General features: G+C 51.1%; 14 protein-coding genes. 9 read left to right on the forward strand and 5 right to left on the reverse strand.

Going from position 1 to position 17,264, the window contains the following annotated elements; translation table 11 throughout:
- Window positions 1–17 precede the first annotated feature (17 nt).
- Complete coding sequence (locus HF324_RS08040; protein WP_168811201.1) at window positions 18–3,011, reverse strand: SusC/RagA family TonB-linked outer membrane protein; 2,994 nt, start codon at window positions 3,009–3,011, stop codon at window positions 18–20.
- 327 nt (window positions 3,012–3,338) lie between these two features.
- Between HF324_RS08040 and HF324_RS08045 the strand changes: the two genes are divergently transcribed.
- Both HF324_RS08045 and HF324_RS08050 read left to right on the forward strand, forming a co-directional pair.
- Window positions 3,339–4,160, forward strand: a complete 822-nt coding sequence (locus tag HF324_RS08045) for a thymidylate synthase (protein ID WP_168811203.1) — start codon at window positions 3,339–3,341, stop codon at window positions 4,158–4,160.
- 1 nt (window position 4,161) lies between these two features.
- Window positions 4,162–4,656: a dihydrofolate reductase gene (locus HF324_RS08050; protein WP_168811205.1), complete on the forward strand. Its 495-nt coding sequence runs from the start codon at window positions 4,162–4,164 to the stop codon at window positions 4,654–4,656.
- Window positions 4,657–4,659: 3 nt separating this feature from the next.
- Here HF324_RS08050 and dnaG read toward each other — a convergent pair whose 3' ends face one another.
- Window positions 4,660–6,633: a DNA primase gene (gene dnaG / locus HF324_RS08055; protein ID WP_168811207.1), complete on the reverse strand. Its 1,974-nt coding sequence runs from the start codon at window positions 6,631–6,633 to the stop codon at window positions 4,660–4,662.
- A gap of 257 nt (window positions 6,634–6,890) precedes the next feature.
- Between dnaG and HF324_RS08060 the strand changes: the two genes are divergently transcribed.
- Complete coding sequence (locus HF324_RS08060) at window positions 6,891–8,063, forward strand: acetyl-CoA C-acyltransferase (protein ID WP_168811209.1); 1,173 nt, start codon at window positions 6,891–6,893, stop codon at window positions 8,061–8,063.
- 94 nt (window positions 8,064–8,157) lie between these two features.
- Here the strand turns inward: HF324_RS08060 and HF324_RS08065 are convergent, their stop codons facing one another.
- Entirely contained in the window at window positions 8,158–8,778 is a 621-nt protein-coding gene (locus HF324_RS08065) for a hypothetical protein (protein ID WP_168811211.1), read from the reverse strand.
- Between the two features lie 255 nt (window positions 8,779–9,033).
- On the opposite strand from HF324_RS08065, the gene HF324_RS08070 reads away from it, so the two are divergent.
- Window positions 9,034–10,017, forward strand: a complete 984-nt coding sequence (locus tag HF324_RS08070; protein ID WP_168811213.1) for a pyruvate dehydrogenase complex E1 component subunit beta — start codon at window positions 9,034–9,036, stop codon at window positions 10,015–10,017.
- 149 nt (window positions 10,018–10,166) lie between these two features.
- Here the strand turns inward: HF324_RS08070 and cysM are convergent, their stop codons facing one another.
- On the reverse strand, window positions 10,167–11,039 hold the full coding sequence (cysM, locus tag HF324_RS08075; RefSeq protein WP_168862255.1) for a cysteine synthase CysM: 873 nt from the start codon (window positions 11,037–11,039) through the stop codon (window positions 10,167–10,169).
- Between the two features lie 9 nt (window positions 11,040–11,048).
- Window positions 11,049–11,861 carry a serine O-acetyltransferase gene (locus HF324_RS08080; protein WP_168811217.1) on the reverse strand — a complete coding sequence of 271 codons (813 nt, stop codon included), beginning with the start codon at window positions 11,859–11,861 and terminating at the stop codon, window positions 11,049–11,051.
- Between the two features lie 288 nt (window positions 11,862–12,149).
- Here HF324_RS08080 and HF324_RS08085 point away from each other — a divergent pair, with 288 nt between their 5' ends.
- From HF324_RS08085 to HF324_RS08105, 5 genes are all read left to right on the forward strand, one after another.
- Window positions 12,150–13,334, forward strand: coding sequence for a sigma-54-dependent transcriptional regulator (locus tag HF324_RS08085; RefSeq protein WP_168811220.1), 1,185 nt, complete (start codon window positions 12,150–12,152; stop codon window positions 13,332–13,334).
- Between the two features lie 12 nt (window positions 13,335–13,346).
- The gene (locus HF324_RS08090) at window positions 13,347–14,000 is read left to right on the forward strand and encodes an alpha/beta hydrolase (protein ID WP_168811222.1); all 654 of its coding nucleotides are present in this window, start codon (window positions 13,347–13,349) and stop codon (window positions 13,998–14,000) included.
- A gap of 200 nt (window positions 14,001–14,200) precedes the next feature.
- On the forward strand, window positions 14,201–15,388 hold the full coding sequence (gene lepB, locus HF324_RS08095; RefSeq protein ID WP_168862256.1) for a signal peptidase I: 1,188 nt from the start codon (window positions 14,201–14,203) through the stop codon (window positions 15,386–15,388).
- Window positions 15,389–15,522: 134 nt separating this feature from the next.
- Window positions 15,523–16,014 carry a cytidine deaminase gene (locus HF324_RS08100; protein ID WP_168811226.1) on the forward strand — a complete coding sequence of 164 codons (492 nt, stop codon included), beginning with the start codon at window positions 15,523–15,525 and terminating at the stop codon, window positions 16,012–16,014.
- Window positions 16,015–16,104: 90 nt separating this feature from the next.
- Window positions 16,105–17,019 (forward strand): tetratricopeptide repeat protein, encoded by a 915-nt coding sequence (locus HF324_RS08105; RefSeq protein ID WP_168862257.1) that lies wholly within the window; start codon window positions 16,105–16,107, stop codon window positions 17,017–17,019.
- Window positions 17,020–17,264: the final 245 nt, after the last annotated feature.

Below are 17,264 nucleotides of genomic sequence, written 5' to 3' on the forward strand. Positions count from 1 at the left end.
TGATAGTCAGATAATGATCAGAAGTCGACGCCGATGTGGAAGCTGGCCCTTTTGTTGGACGGGAAAGGCATTACGTCCACACCGGTAGACAAACCGTTACTGCCGCGGCTCTGCGCAGTGGTAATGGTGTTGCTGCCGAAGTTGGACACTTCCGGATCATACCCCACATAATTAGTCCAGGTGAAAAAGTTATTGGCGGAAACACCCAGCCGGATACCTTTAACGGTTTTGGTGTTCTTCAGCGGAACATTGTAATAAAGGCCGATCTCACGGATACGCACATAGGAAGCGTCCTGCAGGTATACGCCCGCTCCTGCGCCCGGCCTGTATACGCCAAGTTTCATACCGTTGATCATCTCATCATAGTCAGGTGAGGTAGCGCCGCCGTCGTTCAGCAACTGGCTCAGGTTGATGTTGTCGCCCCCTTTTTTCCAGTGAATAAGGAAACGCAGCGACAGGTTTTTGAGGAAGGTCAGATCATTATAAAAGCTCATCTGGAACTTCGGCTCTGAATTACCGATCAGTTTCAGCTGGTTGTCTACAATACCTTTGATCTGGGTGACCGGTTGGCCTTCTTCCAGGTAGAAAGTGCCCAGTGACGCGCCAAACGCGCCAATGGCGTAAGGCGGAATAAGCAGCTTGGTCATTTTGGAGCGGTTCCGCCACCAGTTGATATTGGAGGTCCATTTAAAGTTGCTGGTATTAACAGGGATAACGGTCAGACCCAGTTCTATGCCGCTGTTGGTAAGGTCGCCGCTGTTCTTCCATTCTGTGGCGTAGCCGGTGGAAGAAGGAATAGCGTGTCTTAACAATACGTCGTAGATGCGTTTGTTATAGTAAGTAGCTTCCAGCGATACACGGCCGTTGAGGATGCTGACATCGAGACCGGTTTCCAGTTCTGACTGTCTTTCCGGTTTGATGTCCGGATTGCCCAGCAGGTTGTCTACCAGTACGCCGGGGAACCCGCCGATGTTGCTGCCCAGCATGCCCGTGAATTTACTGCCGTAAGGCGGTACGTTGCCGGACTGGCCATAGGCGATGCGAACTTTCAGGTTGTCCACTTTGTCCACATGCCAGAAAGGCATTTTGCTGATGTTCCAGGAGAAAGCGCCTTTAGGGAACACGTAGTATTTGAGATAGTCGCCGTTGTTGGTGGAACGGTCAAAACGTACGCCGGCACTGATAGTGAAGGCGTCCATCAAAGAGAGGTCTTCCTGCACAAAAATACCATTGTCCCGGTATTTCTGCCGGAACTGACGGGTGTTGGTGTTGCCGCTGGCATCGAGGTTGGTCTGACCGGACACCAGGTTGGTGGCTACGGTCACGATGTTGTCCATATAACCTGTTTCCAGTGTGGCGCCCGCAGTGCTGGTAAGACTGAGTTTTTCGCCCGGAGTCCAGGTATTGGCCACAAAACCCAGGATGTTGGTATTGATGTTATTGGTGTTGCCCTGGATGGAGTGACCTTGCTGGGCTTTTTCCTCGAACTGCAGGTCGCGCGGGAATACGGCGATGGTTTTCAGGTTGAAGTAGTCCACACCGGCCCTGACTGCTACTTTGGTGGTGGAACGTTCGCTTTGCTGGATGCGGTATTCGATGTTGCCGCCACCTACAAAGCGGTTCACGCCTTCGTTGTTGATCATTTTGTCGCGTGTTTCTATCGGGTTGGAAGCGGCAAATGCGTTGCGCGGGTATTCGCCGAGGGCATTGGGATGCAGTTCCACAAAGCCCGGTGTGGTGGAAAGGGCTACGCCGAGAGACACGCCGTTGTTATCGTTGTTGCCAAGACCTCTGTCTGCGCTGGAGTTGATATAATTGGTAGTAACGCCAACGGACAAACGATCATTTATCTGGTGGTTGATGTTCAGGCGGAATGAGTTGTTGAAATAACCGGTGTTCTTAACGATACCCTGTTCCTGCCTGCGGTTGCCGGCCAGGTAGAACGTGGTTTTTTCGGAGCCGCCGCTGAGGGATACGCCGGTATTGAGAATGAGGCCGGTCTCGCCGAAGATTTCTTTCTCATAGTCATAAATTTTTCCGGCAGCCTGGGCGGCTTCGAACTGGGCTTTCATGGCGGCGCGGGCTGCGATCACATCCGGATCGGCGCTGGTAGCGCTGCCTCCCAGGTCGGCGGCTGTTTCGGCGGTAAATTTACGTACACCGACCAGGTGGCGTACTTTGGCGAAGCCTACTTCCTGGTTGAAGGTGACTTTTGTTTTACCGGTTTTACCTTTCTTGGTGGTGATCACGATTACGCCTGCTGCTGCTTTGGCACCATACAGGGCGGCAGCAGAAGCGCCTTTGAGCACTTCTATGTTTTCAATGTCTTCCGGGTTCAGGTCCGCGATACGGCTGGACGGGTTGTCCTGGTTATTGGGGTTGCCGGAAGTAGCGGCGCCGGTGACGTCATTGAGGCCGGCGGGGATACTGCTGTTGTTGAAGAAGATACCGTCCACCACATACAGCGGTTGAGAGTTGCCGAACACAGAGGTAATACCGCGCAGCTTTACAGAGATACCGCCGCCGGGAGCGCCCGAGTTGGCGGTGATCAGCGCGCCGGGCACTTTACCACTGAGGGCGGCGTCAAAAGTTTGGGCCGGCGCCACGCCATTCAGTTCCTTACCTGAAATGGTAGCCACGGCGTTGGCCAGATTACTGCGTTTGATATTGGTCGCCAAACCGGTCACCACGATCTCGTCCAGCCGGGCGAAATCCTCTTCCAGTGATACGTTCAGGGTAGTGGCGCCGGGAGGGATAGACACGGTCTGCGTTTTGTAGCCGGTGTAGCTCACGACCAGCCGGGAAACGGAGGCCGGCACACTGATCATGTATTTACCGTCTGCGTCCGTAATGGTACCCTTATTGCTGTTGGGTACGCGCACGGTAGCGCCGGGAATGGCATTGCCATTGGTGGCATCTTTGATCCTGCCCGAGATGTTCTGTTGCGCAAATAAGGCAAGAGTACTGCATAAGCAAAGCAGCACCAGCATGCTGGATTTTGGTAGAAGCATAGCACGAATTGGTTTAGATTAAAATGATGGCGTAATCACGTTAGCGTAATTAAGATTTTGGTGAATGGGGAAATATGGCGTTCGAGTTTGATTTTGGTTGAATCTTATCATCTGTCTGCTGCCGGGAGGCTTATATCAGGCTTTTCAATATCGTGGCGCACCGTCCGGCAGTGATCTTTGTGGTCTTCGTAGTCTTCGTAGTTTCCTGTAAAATGCTGTTGTAACTTCTGGCTATTTTGGACGCCAGTTTACGAAAATTCAGACTGACTTTGACTTTTTTATTTGACTTATTTAGGTTATATTTTTCTCGTAACTTGCCGCCTGATTATGGAACAATATCTCACTTTACTGCAACATATTATTAAGGAAGGCGCTGTTAAAACCGACCGCACCGGCACCGGTACCACCAGCTGCTTCGGATACCAGATGAGGTTCAACCTCAGCGAAGGATTTCCGTTGGTGACTACCAAAAAGTTACATCTGAAATCCATTATATATGAGCTGTTATGGTTCCTGAAAGGCGATACCAATATCGCCTGGCTGAAAGAACATAACGTCAGCATATGGGACGAATGGGCGGATGAAAACGGCGATCTGGGACCGGTATACGGTAAACAGTGGCGCAGCTGGGAAACGACTTCCGGAGAGGTGATCGATCAGATCAGCATTGCGATAGACACCATCAAAAAGAACCCGGACTCCCGTCGTATCATTGTCAACGCATGGAATGTGGGCGACCTGCCTAAAATGGCGCTCAGCCCCTGCCACTGCCTCTTCCAGTTTTATGTAACGCCTCCCGACGCTTCCAAAGGGGAAACCAGGGGCAAACTCAGCTGCCAGCTGTATCAGCGCAGCGCCGACGTTTTCCTCGGCGTACCTTTCAATATCGCTTCCTACGCGCTGCTGACCATGATGATGGCGCAGGTATGCGACCTCGATGCGGGCGATTTTATCCATACTTTCGGCGATGTGCACCTGTACAGCAACCATATGGAGCAAGCGCAACTGCAGCTGGGCAGAACGCCTTTCCCCCTGCCGGTCATGAAAATAAACCCGGAAGTGAAAGACCTGTTCGCCTTTAAATTTGAGGATTTCGAACTGCAAAACTACCAGTTTCATCCTGCTATCAAAGCACCCGTAGCGATCTGATATGAGGGTATCCATTATAGTGGCCGCATCCGAAAACAACGTGATCGGCATCAACAACCAGTTGCCCTGGCGCCTGTCGACAGACCTGAAGTACTTTAAAAGCACTACGCTGGGCAAACCCATTGTCATGGGAAGAAAAACGTTCGAATCACTGCGTAAGCCGCTGCCCGGAAGACCGAACATCGTCATCACCCGGCAAACGGATTTCCAGCCCGACGGCGTGTATGTGGTGTCTTCTGTTGACGAAGCCATCGCCAAAGCAAAAACCTTCGAAGGCGATGAGCTCTTTGTCACCGGTGGTTCCCAGATATTTGAACAGGCCTGGCACCTGGTTGACCGCATCTACCTCACACGGGTATACGCTGTTGTGCCGGGAGACGCTTTTTTCCCTGCCATACACGGCAGCGAATGGACGCTCGTCAGCGATGAACGCCATGAGGCGGACGAAAAGGACGAATATCCTTTCTCCTTCCAGGTATGGGAACGCAACCAATAAAGTTTATTTGAAAATAACAGTACCGAGGCCCTGGGTGAGCTCTTTCTCCAGGGCTTTCAGGTGCACCTGCATCTCCAGGCAGCGCATCACCTGCTCCATGTCGGTGGCTCTCTCTGCTTCTTCCTGGTTTTCCGTGATCAGCTTCTTGATCTTCCGGAGGATCAGATAGTTGGTAGTGGATATGGTGTCTTTCAGGTAGGCATTGTCTCCGTAAACGGTATCAATCTCGAACCGCTCCTTCCAGTTAGTGCTCAGCTCCGCTTCTTTATCTTCCAGTATCAGCGCGGTATACTTGCTCATCTCCGGGTCCTGGTGGTACAGGAACCATTTTTTATCCGGCAGGCTGCCTTCATCATACAGCTGTTTGTATTCCCGCAGGATACGTTTCACCATCTCACTGTCGGCCAGCGATTCAAAGTCATAGGGCAGATGGAAGACATAATCGGCCACCGTGCTGTTCTCTTCTTCGCTGAAAGGCTTGTCGCCAAAACGCAGCAGTATTTTCACCAGCTCTTTCTCCTGTTTTTCATCCCTGTTGAGCAGCGAGGAAATGGAAACGCCGGTTTCGGCGGCCTCCATGGCGGCGATGGCCTCTTCGCTGAGCACATCGTCCTGTTCGGACGGCGCCGGCGTATTGCGGGCATGGGCCTGCTCCCGCTTTACCAGTCTTTCGCGGATGAACTTGTTGACCAGCGCCACCAGGCCCTGTTCATCGATCCTGAGCAACTGGCTGCACTGCCGGATATAATCCTGCTGACGGGTGAAATCTTCGGCCTTGTCGATTTTGGAGATAGTTTCCGCGATCTCGTTGACCAGCTGTGATTTTTTATTACTGTCATTACCGGCTTCCTGCATGCTCAGCTGCAGCTTGAACAGCACGAAGTCCTGCTTGTTCTCCTCGATGAACGTACGGAAGGCGGCCGCGCCGATGCGTTGCACATAACTGTCCGGGTCTTCTTTATCGGGCAGCAGTACCAGCTTTACGTTGAGGCTTTCCTCTACGGCCATATCGAGGCCGCGCAGCGCTGCTTTGATACCGGCGCTGTCGCCATCGTAGATGATGGTGAGGTTGTTGGTGTATTTTTTAATGAGCCGCAGCTGGTCCTGCGTGAGGGAGGTGCCGCTGGAGGCGACCACGTTTTCCACCCCTGCCTGATGCAGGGAAATCACGTCGGTATACCCTTCCACGAGCAGGCATTCATTGAGTTTGTCAATGGCATGCCGCGCGAAATAGGTGCCGTACAGCACCCGGCTCTTGACGTATATCTCGTTTTCGGGGGAGTTGATGTATTTGGGCGCGCGGTCCGATTTGACGAGGATACGGGCGCCGAAGCCGAGGATCTTGCCCGACTGGTTATGGATCGGGAAGATAACCCTGCCGCGGTAGTTGTCGGCCGGTTGCTCGTTGCGGATGGTCACCAGGCCCGTTTTCTGGAGATACTCCAGGTTGTAGCCTTTGGCGAGGGCTGTCTGGGCGAAGGCGTCGCGCGTATTGAGACAATACCCCAGCTGGAACTTGCGGATCGTCTCTTCCGTGAAACCGCGTTCTTCAAAATAGCTGACCCCCACGTTTTGTCCCTCTTCCGAGTTGAACAGGGTATCGGTGAAATACTCCCGGGCGAAGCTGTTGATAATGAACAGGCTGTCGGACATCAGCTGATGCTGCCGCAGCTCGGGACTTACCTCTGTCTCTTCGATCTCTACCTGGTACTTCTGCGCCAGCCATTTGATGGCTTCCACATAGGAGTACTTCTCGTGCTCCATGACAAAGCTGATGGCGTTGCCGCTTTTACCACAACCAAAACATTTGTAGATCTCCTTGCTGGGAGATACGGTGAAGGACGGGGATTTCTCGTTGTGAAACGGACAAAGCCCCATGTAGTTGGCGCCCCGTTTTTTCAGTTTCACAAAAGAACCCACGATCTCCACAATGTCAATGCGGCTGAGGATCTGTTGTATGGATTGTTGAGATATCACGGTCTGATCAATGCAACTGCAAACATACGGTAATTTCTCCGGAGCTGGGAAACCGGGGCAAAAACAATTGGTAAGTATTCAATAAAAGGCGGCATTTCACGCCGGCGGACCACCTATACCCGGCGATACATTAAACAGCTTTCAGTTTTTGCTGTTTTTCGCTCAAAAATCGTTATTCGCCTGCGGTTTTTTCCAAATCTGGTTTTCTTATATTTGGTAGATTATCCAAACAAGCCAAATCAATCTTAATTAAACAGATGAAAGAAGTTTTTATAGTAGCCGCAGTCCGTACGCCTATCGGAGGCCTGAATGGTACGCTGTCCGGCGTTTCGGCTGTAAAGCTGGGTTCTGCCGTTATCAAAGCTGCACTGGCGCAGTCAGGGATCGATGCTGCTAAAGTGAATGAAGTATATATGGGTAATGTGCTCAGTGCCAACCTGGGCCAGGCGCCAGCCACGCAGGCCGGTCTGGGTGCGGGCCTGCCGGATACGGTGCCTTGCACGGGCGTCAACAAGGTATGTGCCTCCGGCATGAAAGCCATTATGCTGGGCGCCCAGAGCATCCAGCTGGGAGAAAATGATATCGTGGTGGCCGGTGGTATGGAGAGCATGAGCAATGCCCCTTATTACCTGGATAAGGCCCGCACCGGTTACAAACTCGGTCATGGCACTATTACGGACGCGATCATCCGCGACGGCCTCTGGGACCCTTACAAGGATTTCCATATGGGCAATGCCGCTGAACTTTGCGCCGCAAAATATAAGATCACCCGGGAAGACCAGGACGCTTACGCTATTGAAAGCTATCGCCGTGCGGCAGTAGCCTGGGAGAAAGGATATTACAAAAAGGAAGTGGTGCCGGTAGAAGTGCCCGGTAAAACGGTGGTGACCGTATCAGAAGACGAAGATTACAAAAAGGTGATCCTTGAAAAAGTGCCCACGCTGAAACCTACCTTCCAGAAAGACGGTACCATCACGGCGGCCAATGCTTCCAACATCAACGACGGCGCTGCTGCCGTGGTGCTGGTGAGCGGAGAGAAGCTGAAAGAGCTGGGCCTGAAGCCGCTGGCTAAAATTATCAGCTTTGCCGATGCCAACCAGGCGCCGGAATGGTTTACCACCACGCCGGTAAAAGCCGCAGAGAAAGCGTTGGCCAAGGCCAACCTGAAAATTTCCGATATGGATTTCGCAGAGGTGAACGAAGCCTTTTCCTGTGTGCCTATTGCCAATGCGAAAGACCTGAACATGCCGCTGGAGAAAGTGAACGTATGGGGCGGCGCGGTGTCTATGGGACACCCGATCGGTTGCAGTGGCGCGAGGATCGTGGTAACGCTCAATTCCATCCTGCATGAAAATAATGCCCGCTATGGCCTGGCTGCTATCTGTAACGGCGGCGGCGGCGCCAGCGCGATGATTATTGAAAAAATTTAGTCATTTAGCCATTTAACTATTTTGATATTTAGTCATTTGAGAATTCCTGCTGATAAAGGGTTCTTAAATGATTAAATATCAAAATAACAAAATATCAAAATAACAAAATGACGGTGTCTTTCCGCATTTTGCCGTAGCCCCATTGGATCTGTACGCTGTCAGTCCCTTTTTTCTTCATACGCAGGTTGCTCACCGCACGCTGGGGTTTTATCACATCAGGCGTAATTTCTTCAAACAGCCAGTATTTGTCTGTCACCATGCTGTAGGTTGGCGTCACCGAGAGGATGCCGCTGGTTTTGCTTTGCAGTGCGTGGTCGTCGTCGATGGCGTACCGGTGAAAGTCACTGTCGGACAGCAGGGTAAGCGTGGCCACCAGCGTAAGGATGCGCAGGGGAGGGATGATCAGCCCCAGCAACAGTACAAACGGAAACCCGAAAAGTACCGTCAGGTAGGCGTAGCGGGCGTCTGTCCCGGGTTTGCTCAGGCCATACAGCACCATGCCGCTGCCGGCATAGAGTGTGAAGAAGACCCTTTCCGTCTGCGCACCTTTAAACCCGTACCCGTTGATCATCAGCAACAGGCAGATGACGGAAAAGAACAGGAAAATAAGGTGAATGTACCAGGTAAGGGCCAGCGCCACCGGTGATTTTATTTTTTTGATCTTACAGGAGATGGCTGTCAGAAAGCAGATGGTAAGGATGGTAAGGGTAACCATTTTATTTTGTTATTTTGGAATTTTGATATTTTGGAATTTGGGGGATGCCGGAATCGAGTGATCCTGTTTTTATTCCCGTTATACCTCTAATTAATATTGTTATTTTTTTAAATATAAAAATAATAAAATAAGTAAATATTATAGGCGGGCTGTCATATTAATTATTAATCCTTTGCTTTTTCGTCAACAAACAATATTTTTGCCCTGCCTTACGACAATCAGGCACTTAAACTTTCAAACTTTATTAAGAATAGCATGCGTCAGATAGCTTTCAGACAAGCCTTAAGAGAAGCCCTGCAGGAGGAATTTCGCCGTGATGAACGGGTATTACTGATGGGGGAGGAAGTAGCCGAATACAATGGTGCTTATAAAGTGAGCCAGGGAATGCTCGATGAGTTTGGTCCAAAACGTGTGATCGACACGCCGATCGCTGAACTTGGATTTGCTGCCATTGGCGTTGGTGCTGCGCAGAACGGCCTTCGCCCGGTAGTGGAATTTATGACCTGGAACTTCGCAACACTGGCTTTAGACCAGATCCTGAATACGGCTTCCAAAATGCTCGCCATGAGTGGCGGCCAGGTTGGCTGTCCGATTGTTTTCCGCGGACCTAACGGTTCTGCCGGTCAGCTGGGCGCTCAGCACTCCACTGCTTTCGAAAGCTACTATGCTAACATCCCCGGCCTGAAAGTGATCTCCGTTTCCAATCCATACGATGCTAAAGGTTTGCTCAAAGCGGCTATCCGCGACGACGATCCGGTTGTTTTCATGGAAAGCGAAGTGATGTACGGTGACATGGGCGAAGTACCTGAAGAGGAATACATCATCCCGATCGGAAAAGCTGATATCAAACGTGCCGGTAAAGACGTGACCATCGTTTCTTTCAATAAAATGATGAAAGTAGCCCTGGGTGCTGCGGAAGAACTGGCTAAAGAAGGCATCGAAGCGGAAGTGATCGACCTGCGTACCATCCGTCCGCTGGACTGGTTCACCATCCTCGAGTCTGTTAAGAAAACCAACCGCCTCGTGATCGTGGAAGAACAATGGCCGTTCGCCAGCGTTTCTTCTGAAATCGCTTACCGCATCCAGAAAGAAGGTTTCGATTACCTCGATGCACCTATCCGCCGTATCACTGCTCCTGATGCTCCCATGCACTACGCACCGAACCTGGTGAAACTGTACATGCCGGACGTGGAGCGTACTGTGAAACTGGTGAAAGAAGTAATGTACATGAAGAAATAACCGGGATTTATGGATTTCGAAATTTACGGATTTTGAAATGTAAAAATTTTTGGATATAAAAAGCGAAGACCTGAGCGAATTATGTTTGCTCAGGTCTTCGCTTTTATAAACCCCAAAATCGTAAATCCCAAAATCCGTAAATCCCAAAATCACGCAAAAAGGTCACTGGAAAGGTAGCGGTCGCCGCGGTCGCAGATAATGCCCACGATCACGCCGCTGGTCAGTTCCCTTGAAAGCCGCAGGGCTGCCGCCATGGCGCCGCCACTGCTCATACCGCAGAAAATGGCCTCTTCTTTCGCCAGCCTTTTCGTCATCTCCCTTGCTTCCTGCTCGGAGATGTCCATCGTTACATCTACCCGTGATTTATCAAATATTTTAGGGAGATAAGCCTCCGGCCATTTGCGGATACCCGGTATTTTGGAGCCTTCGGTAGGCTGACAGCCCACAATCTGCACTGCCGGGTCCTGCTCCTTCAGGTACTTTGATACGCCCATAATAGTGCCCGTGGTGCCCATAGCGCTCACGAAGTGGGTGATCCTGCCGCCCGTGTCCCGCCAGATTTCCGGTCCGGTAGTTTTATAATGCATCCCGTAGTTATCAGGGTTGGCAAACTGGTTCAGCATCACGTAGCCGCCTTTGGCCACCTGCGCGTTGGCATAGTCGATGGAGGTCTCCATGGATTCTTCCAGTATCACCCTGGCGCCGTAGGCCTGCATCGTCTGCACCCGTTCCAGGGTGGAGTCTGCCGGCATGACAAGGTCTATCTCGATGCCAAATAAATTGGCGATCATGGCCAGGGCAATGCCGGTATTGCCGCTGGTGGCTTCTATCAGCCGGGTGCCGCTGCGGATCTCGCCCCTGTCCAGCGCCCCTTTGATCATGCCATAGGCCGCACGGTCCTTTACACTGCCACCGGGATTGGTACCCTCCAGTTTTGCATAGATTTTAACGGCCGGGCTCTCCGGGATCCGTTGTAATTCCACCATTGGCGTGTTGCCAACGAGGTCCAGTATTGTCGCCATAATCGGTAGTTATTCGTGATTGCTCTCCAGGTATTTATGCTCCGCTTTGTAATAGATACGGGAAAAAGGCTCTACGCTCCGTATCAGCCATACGTTACCGCCGATAACGCTATGGTGGCCGATGACGGTATCGCCGCCCAGGATAGTGGCGCCGGCATAAATGACTACATGTTCTTCGATGGTAGGGTGCCGCTTGCTGCGCGCCATGGTTTTTTCAATGCTCAGCGCGCCGAGGGTTACGCCCTGGTACAGCTTTACATGCTGACCGATAACGGTCGTTTCCCCGATGACGATGCCCGTACCGTGATCTATACAGAAGAACGGCGCTATCACCGCGCCCGGATGGATGTCAATACCGGTACGGGCATGCGCCAGCTCCGTGATCATCCTGGGCAACAGCGGGATCTTCAGTTCATACAGGGCATGCGCCATCCGGTAAAACGCGATGGCGTAGAACCCGGGGTAGGCACGTATCACCTCATACAGACAGGTAGCCGCCGGATCGCCCTGGAAAATAGCGTTCGCATCTTTGGTCAGCTCATCGTATATCATTGGCACCCTGCTCATAAAAGCCCGGCTGATATGGCCCGCTTCTTCGGGCAACTGATGCTGCATCGGCAGCAGTAATGTCTCCAGCTGTTTCTCCAGCTTGCGGCCGTACTCTTTCAAAAGTACGGGGTCGGCCATTACGTGGCCGGTATGTTCGGGGAATAACCAATTAATCAGACTATTGGCAAAATCACTTACAACACTGGTGGCGGGATAAGCATTTGCAGCAGCCAATTGGTGTCTTCGCGCCAGTTCTTCCAAAAAATCGCTCATATGCGGAAGGAATTACAGATCTGTATTCGTTTGTATGCTAAAATTACTCATATTCCCTGTAAAGGTAGTAGACTTTTCATTCAGGAATTTTCAAATTTTGTTATTTAGATATTTAATAAAATGCAGCGGAGATTATAAGTATTTGAAATTACGTAGATTTAATGCGGCTATTCTTCCGGACAATAATCAAATAACTAAATAACAAAATCAAAAAATACCTAAATCTCCGTTATTTTTGGCGCTGATTACTACCGGGCTACACCGGTATCATAAATCTCAACAATCGCTATGGCTAACATTTTAATTATTGACGACGAAAAAAGCATCCGTAAAACACTCACTGAAATTCTGAGCTATGAAGGTTATAAGGTAGAAGAGGCTGCGGACGGCTTGGAAGGATTTAAAATGTTCCAGGCAAAACAATACGATGCCGTATTGTGTGATATCAAAATGCCTAAAATGGATGGCCTGGAATTCCTGGAGAAAGCCAGGGAAATCAACCAGGACGTACCTATTATCATGGTGTCCGGCCACGGTAACATCGATACCGCCGTCGACGCTGTGAAAAAAGGCGCGTATGATTATATCTCCAAACCGCCGGACCTGAACCGCCTGCTGATCACCCTGCGCAACGCTATGGATAAAACCAAGCTGGTGACAGAAACCAAAACCCTGCGCCGCAAGGTGAACAAGGTGCCGGAAATGATCGGCGATTCCGCTCCCATCCTTAAAATCCGGGAAACGATCGAAAAAGTGGCGCCTACCGACGCCCGCGTACTGATCACCGGTGAAAACGGAGTAGGGAAGGAACTGGTGGCCCGCTGGCTCCACGAACGCAGCAACCGCGCCTCCGGACCAATGGTGGAAGTGAACTGCGCCGCTATTCCCAGTGAATTGATAGAAAGCGAACTTTTCGGCCATGAAAAAGGCTCTTTTACCTCCGCAGTAAAACAACGCATCGGCAAATTTGAACAGGCCAGCGGTGGCACCCTTTTCCTGGACGAAATCGGCGATATGAGCCTCAGCGCACAGGCCAAAGTGCTCCGTGCCCTGCAGGAAGGAAAGATCACCCGCGTGGGTGGCGACAAGGAAATCAGTGTCGACGTGCGCGTGGTGGCCGCTACCAACAAAGACCTCCTGAAAGAAGTGGAAGATAAAAACTTCCGCCTCGACCTTTACCACCGCCTGAGCGTGATCCTCATCCATGTGGCGTCCCTCAACGACCGCCGCGAAGATGTGCCGCTGCTGGTGGACAACTTCCTCGACGCCGTGTGCAGCGAGTACGGCATCGCCCGCAAAGGAATTGACAAAGACGCCATGAAAGCGCTGCAAAACCACAACTGGTCCGGTAATATCCGCGAACTGCGCAACGTGGTGGAGAGACTGGTGATCCTCTCCGGTAAGACCATCACGACAGAAGATGTAGAAGACTTTGTAGTGCCTGTCCGCGAAAGAAAAAAAGCAGGTTCCTGAATCTGAAACCATATGCCCAGACATCTGTATCTCATCAGCGGCCTCGGGGCCGACGAACGCATCTTCGACAACCTGCGTTTCCCGGCCGGCTATGACATACACCACCTGAAGTGGATAGCACCGCTTCCCGATGAGCCCATCAGCAGTTATGCCACCCGCATGGCGGAAGGCATCACGGCCGATGGGCCCATTTCTTTACTGGGCGTGTCTTTTGGCGGTATCATGAGCCTGGAGATCGCCCGCGTGCGGCCCATCGCACAAAATATCCTCGTTTCCAGCATTAAGCACACGGCCGAAAAGCCGCCGTATTACAACTGGGTACGCCGGCTCCGGCTCCATCAGTTGCCCGACGCCATCATCTACCGGCAACGGGGCATGGTCGTGAAAAAGTTCCTCAACATCGAATCGAAAGCAGAAGGACAGCTGGTAAAGGAATATCTCTCCAAAAAAGACTTCACCTATACCCGGTGGGCGGTAAACACGATCCTGCACTGGAAAAACGACGTCATACCTCCCAACCTGGTGCATATCCACGGAGGCAAAGACATGCCCTTTCCCATCCGTTTCGTAAAGCCTACCCATGTTATCCCCGATGGCGGCCACTTTATGGTGCTCAACCGCGCCACGGAGATGAACCGGATACTGACAGAAACCCTGCTCCGCTAGCCGCCGCCGGCAGTACCGCTTATCAGCCCCCCGCGCCCTCCAGGGAATTTGCCCTGCCGTTTCATAACATTATTTTTAATTTTAATAGCTATAGCAGTATTATTTAAGCTATTTTTAAGAAAACTTTTCCCCGCGAAAAGCTACTCACTAACAACAGAATATTATATTTGCCTTTTTAAGCATCTAATAAGCGTATTTGAATGAATCTGGCATTTTGGAAAAAAAATAAAGAAGGTCAGCCAAAGAAAAAGAAATCTACGGCGAGAGAATGGTTGGACGCTGGTATCTTTGCTATCATAGCAGCCACGCTTATCCGCACTTTTATTTTTGAGGCCTATACCATTCCTACACCTTCCATGGAAAAGACCTTGCTGGTAAACGACTTCCTCTTTGTCAGCAAAATCAGCTACGGGCCCCGTATTCCAATGACGCCGCTGGCCATGCCATTTGTGCATCACACCATGCCGTTCACCAAATCCACCAAAGCTTACTCCGAAGCCGTTAAATGGAAATACAAACGCCTCCCCGGCTTCTCCGATATCAAACGTTATGACGTAGTGGTATTTAACTTCCCGGAGGGGGACACGGTAGCCATCGATGCGCCGGACCCAAGTTATTACAACATGGTAAGACAGGCCGGCTGGCAGGCAGTCAACAATTCCTATCAGATCATTCATCGCCCGGTAGATAAAAGGGAAAACTATATCAAACGCTGTATGGCGGAAGCCGGCGATACCATTAAAATCGTACACGGTGTTGTGTATGTGAATGGTCAGCCAGCCCCGGTGCCTCCCGGCAGCCAGCACAAATACGTGGTGGAAACCACCGGCGACCAGCTGAATTCCAGCCGCCTGGAAGAACTGGGCATCGTTGGCCCTGAATATACTTTCGATAACAACAAGTATGTGTATAACCTTACACCGGAGAACGTAACGGCACTCAAACAATTCCCGATCGTAAAAAACATTACGGTCTACGAAGAGTCCAACTATGTTGATTTTAACTACAACATGGTGTTCCCGCACGATACCACGCATGTCAAATGGACAGAGGAAAACTTCGGACCGCTGTATATCCCGAAGAAAGGGGCTACCATCAAACTGGATGACAGCAACTTCGCCATTTATGACCGCGCCATCCGTGTGTATGAAGGCAATACGCTGGAACGGAAAGATGGTAAAATCTTCATCAACGGTCAGCCTGCAGACTCCTATACTTTTAAAATGAACTACTACTGGATGATGGGGGACAACCGCAACAATTCCCTCGACTCCCGTTTCTGGGGATTTGTACCGGAAGACCACGTGGTGGGTAAGGCATGGTTGATCTGGATGAGTTACGGAGAACACGGCATCCGCTGGAGCCGTCTTTTCAGAGGTATCAAATAAGCACTGGCTGAAAATATTTTTTAAAGTAAATTACGGACTGGCATATTGCCTGTCCGTAGTTGTCTTTACCCCTTTACAGCCCCATAGCAGGCGTATCGCGGTAAAGGCCATACGTAACAGCTTCACACTTTTTTATGGAGAAACAACTGCAGCAATTCGAATACTTTGTATATAATGATATTACCGGCCTGGATGACAGGGACGCCTGGCTGCTGAAGGAAGCCCGCGATGTAACCCGCCACGCCTATGCGCCGTATTCCCACTTCCAGGTGGGCGCAGTGATCCGGCTGGTCAACGGGGAAATTGTAGCCGGTTCCAACCAGGAAAACGCCGCTTTCCCTGCCGGTTTATGCGCGGAAAGAGTGGCATTGTCAGCCGCTTCCTCGGCTTATCCCGATGTGCCGGTAGACACCATCGCCATCAGTTACAACAATATGCATGGCGAGAGTAACCATCCTATCTCTCCCTGCGGTGTATGCCGCCAGACGCTGGCAGAATATGAACTGCGGCAGGAAAGCCCTATCCGCCTGATACTGGGCGGCCTTAGCGGAAAGGTATATGTTATCCATAAAGCCAATCACCTGCTGCCACTGGGCTTCTCCGCTTCCGATATGTCGGAGAAATAATCGCATAAGGCTGATAACCAAGTATTTACTATCTAAATAATAAAATATACAAATATTTAAATAATGTTATCTTTGTAGGGAAGCCTACACATGATGACCTGTCGCCTTATCCTATGTTTGCCCATGGTGTTGCTCACCATGGTGCTGCACACTGTCAGCGCAATGCCGCTGAACACCCCGTACGATAAAGCCCGTGATCTTTACCGGGAAGGCATGGCCTTCAGAAAATCCGGTCAGCACGAAGCTGCCCGTCAGCGCTTTGCTGCGGCCATCAAGGCTGACAGTGCGTTTACTGCTGCCTATAGTGCGCTGGGAGAGCTTTACTTTGAGAAGAAATCATATGCGGAAGCGCTGGTCTGTTGCCGCAAAGCGCAGCAACTGGGTGCAGCTAACCTGAGCCGGCAGATAGGATTGAGTTACTACTATCTGCACCAGTATGATAATGCGCTGGAAGCGCTGCAGCAGGCTTTGCAGGAAGAACCGGAAAATAAAATGGTGCCGTATCAGCTGGCGCAACTCTATGCACAGCTGGGCAACTACCGGGAAAGCATACACTATTATCAGCAGGACCTGTCGATAGACAGTACGCACATCGCTGCGTGGTACGAACTGGGTATGATGTGGTTTAATGTGGCCGAACCGGCCAAAGCGGTACAGGCCTTCGAAAAAGCTGCCGTGCTGGGATGCCGGCAGGATGCGGTCTTCCTGTTCAATAGCGGCGTGGCATGGCTGCAGCTGCAACACACAGAGAAAGGCATCGCCTGCCTGCTGAAAGCACAGGAACAGCAGCCGGACGATGAACAGATTGGGTTCAACCTCGCCCAGGCTTTTTATGGCAAAGGAGACTATGAAGCAGCGGTTTCTCAGTGGGAAAAGGTTTTACGCTTGCAACCTACAAATGCTTTTGCTATGTTTATGCTCGGAAAGTCGTATATGGGTAAGGGTGAGATGGAAAAAGGCATGGCCCTTTGTGACAAAGCCACGGCTACCGGCACTATCAGATAATATTCGGCAAACCTGTTTGCCACAGTGAAGGAAGGATTAGAAAACAACGTATCAGGGAATGGCAAGCTCCTTTTTCGTTGCTGCCAGCTGTGGTATTTTCTTCGGCAGTTTCGGCCACGGCGGCCGTAAGCTGCTAACGCTGCGGCCCGCGAGGACCGCAGCGTTTATTTTCACGCGAAGTTCACACAAAGCACGCAAAGGAGCAAAGAACGCAAAGATTTTTTTAAGTTTAAATAAGAAAGCAA

This window comes from Chitinophaga oryzae (genome assembly GCF_012516375.2).
GTDB lineage: Bacteria > Bacteroidota > Bacteroidia > Chitinophagales > Chitinophagaceae > Chitinophaga > Chitinophaga oryzae.

Excerpts from the sequence above, each read along its gene's own strand:
- HF324_RS08040 (WP_168811201.1), bottom strand. The coding sequence starts at position 3,011 with ATGCTTCTACCAAAATCCAGCATGCTGGTGCTGCTTTGCTTATGCAGT.
- HF324_RS08045 (WP_168811203.1), top strand. The coding sequence starts at position 3,339 with ATGGAACAATATCTCACTTTACTGCAACATATTATTAAGGAAGGCGCT.
- HF324_RS08050 (WP_168811205.1), top strand. The coding sequence starts at position 4,162 with ATGAGGGTATCCATTATAGTGGCCGCATCCGAAAACAACGTGATCGGC.
- HF324_RS08060 (WP_168811209.1), top strand. The coding sequence starts at position 6,891 with ATGAAAGAAGTTTTTATAGTAGCCGCAGTCCGTACGCCTATCGGAGGC.
- HF324_RS08065 (WP_168811211.1), bottom strand. The coding sequence starts at position 8,778 with ATGGTTACCCTTACCATCCTTACCATCTGCTTTCTGACAGCCATCTCC.
- HF324_RS08070 (WP_168811213.1), top strand. The coding sequence starts at position 9,034 with ATGCGTCAGATAGCTTTCAGACAAGCCTTAAGAGAAGCCCTGCAGGAG.
- cysM (WP_168862255.1), bottom strand. The coding sequence starts at position 11,039 with ATGGCGACAATACTGGACCTCGTTGGCAACACGCCAATGGTGGAATTA.
- HF324_RS08080 (WP_168811217.1), bottom strand. The coding sequence starts at position 11,861 with ATGAGCGATTTTTTGGAAGAACTGGCGCGAAGACACCAATTGGCTGCT.
- HF324_RS08085 (WP_168811220.1), top strand. The coding sequence starts at position 12,150 with ATGGCTAACATTTTAATTATTGACGACGAAAAAAGCATCCGTAAAACA.
- HF324_RS08090 (WP_168811222.1), top strand. The coding sequence starts at position 13,347 with ATGCCCAGACATCTGTATCTCATCAGCGGCCTCGGGGCCGACGAACGC.
- lepB (WP_168862256.1), top strand. The coding sequence starts at position 14,201 with ATGAATCTGGCATTTTGGAAAAAAAATAAAGAAGGTCAGCCAAAGAAA.
- HF324_RS08100 (WP_168811226.1), top strand. The coding sequence starts at position 15,523 with ATGGAGAAACAACTGCAGCAATTCGAATACTTTGTATATAATGATATT.
- HF324_RS08105 (WP_168862257.1), top strand. The coding sequence starts at position 16,105 with ATGATGACCTGTCGCCTTATCCTATGTTTGCCCATGGTGTTGCTCACC.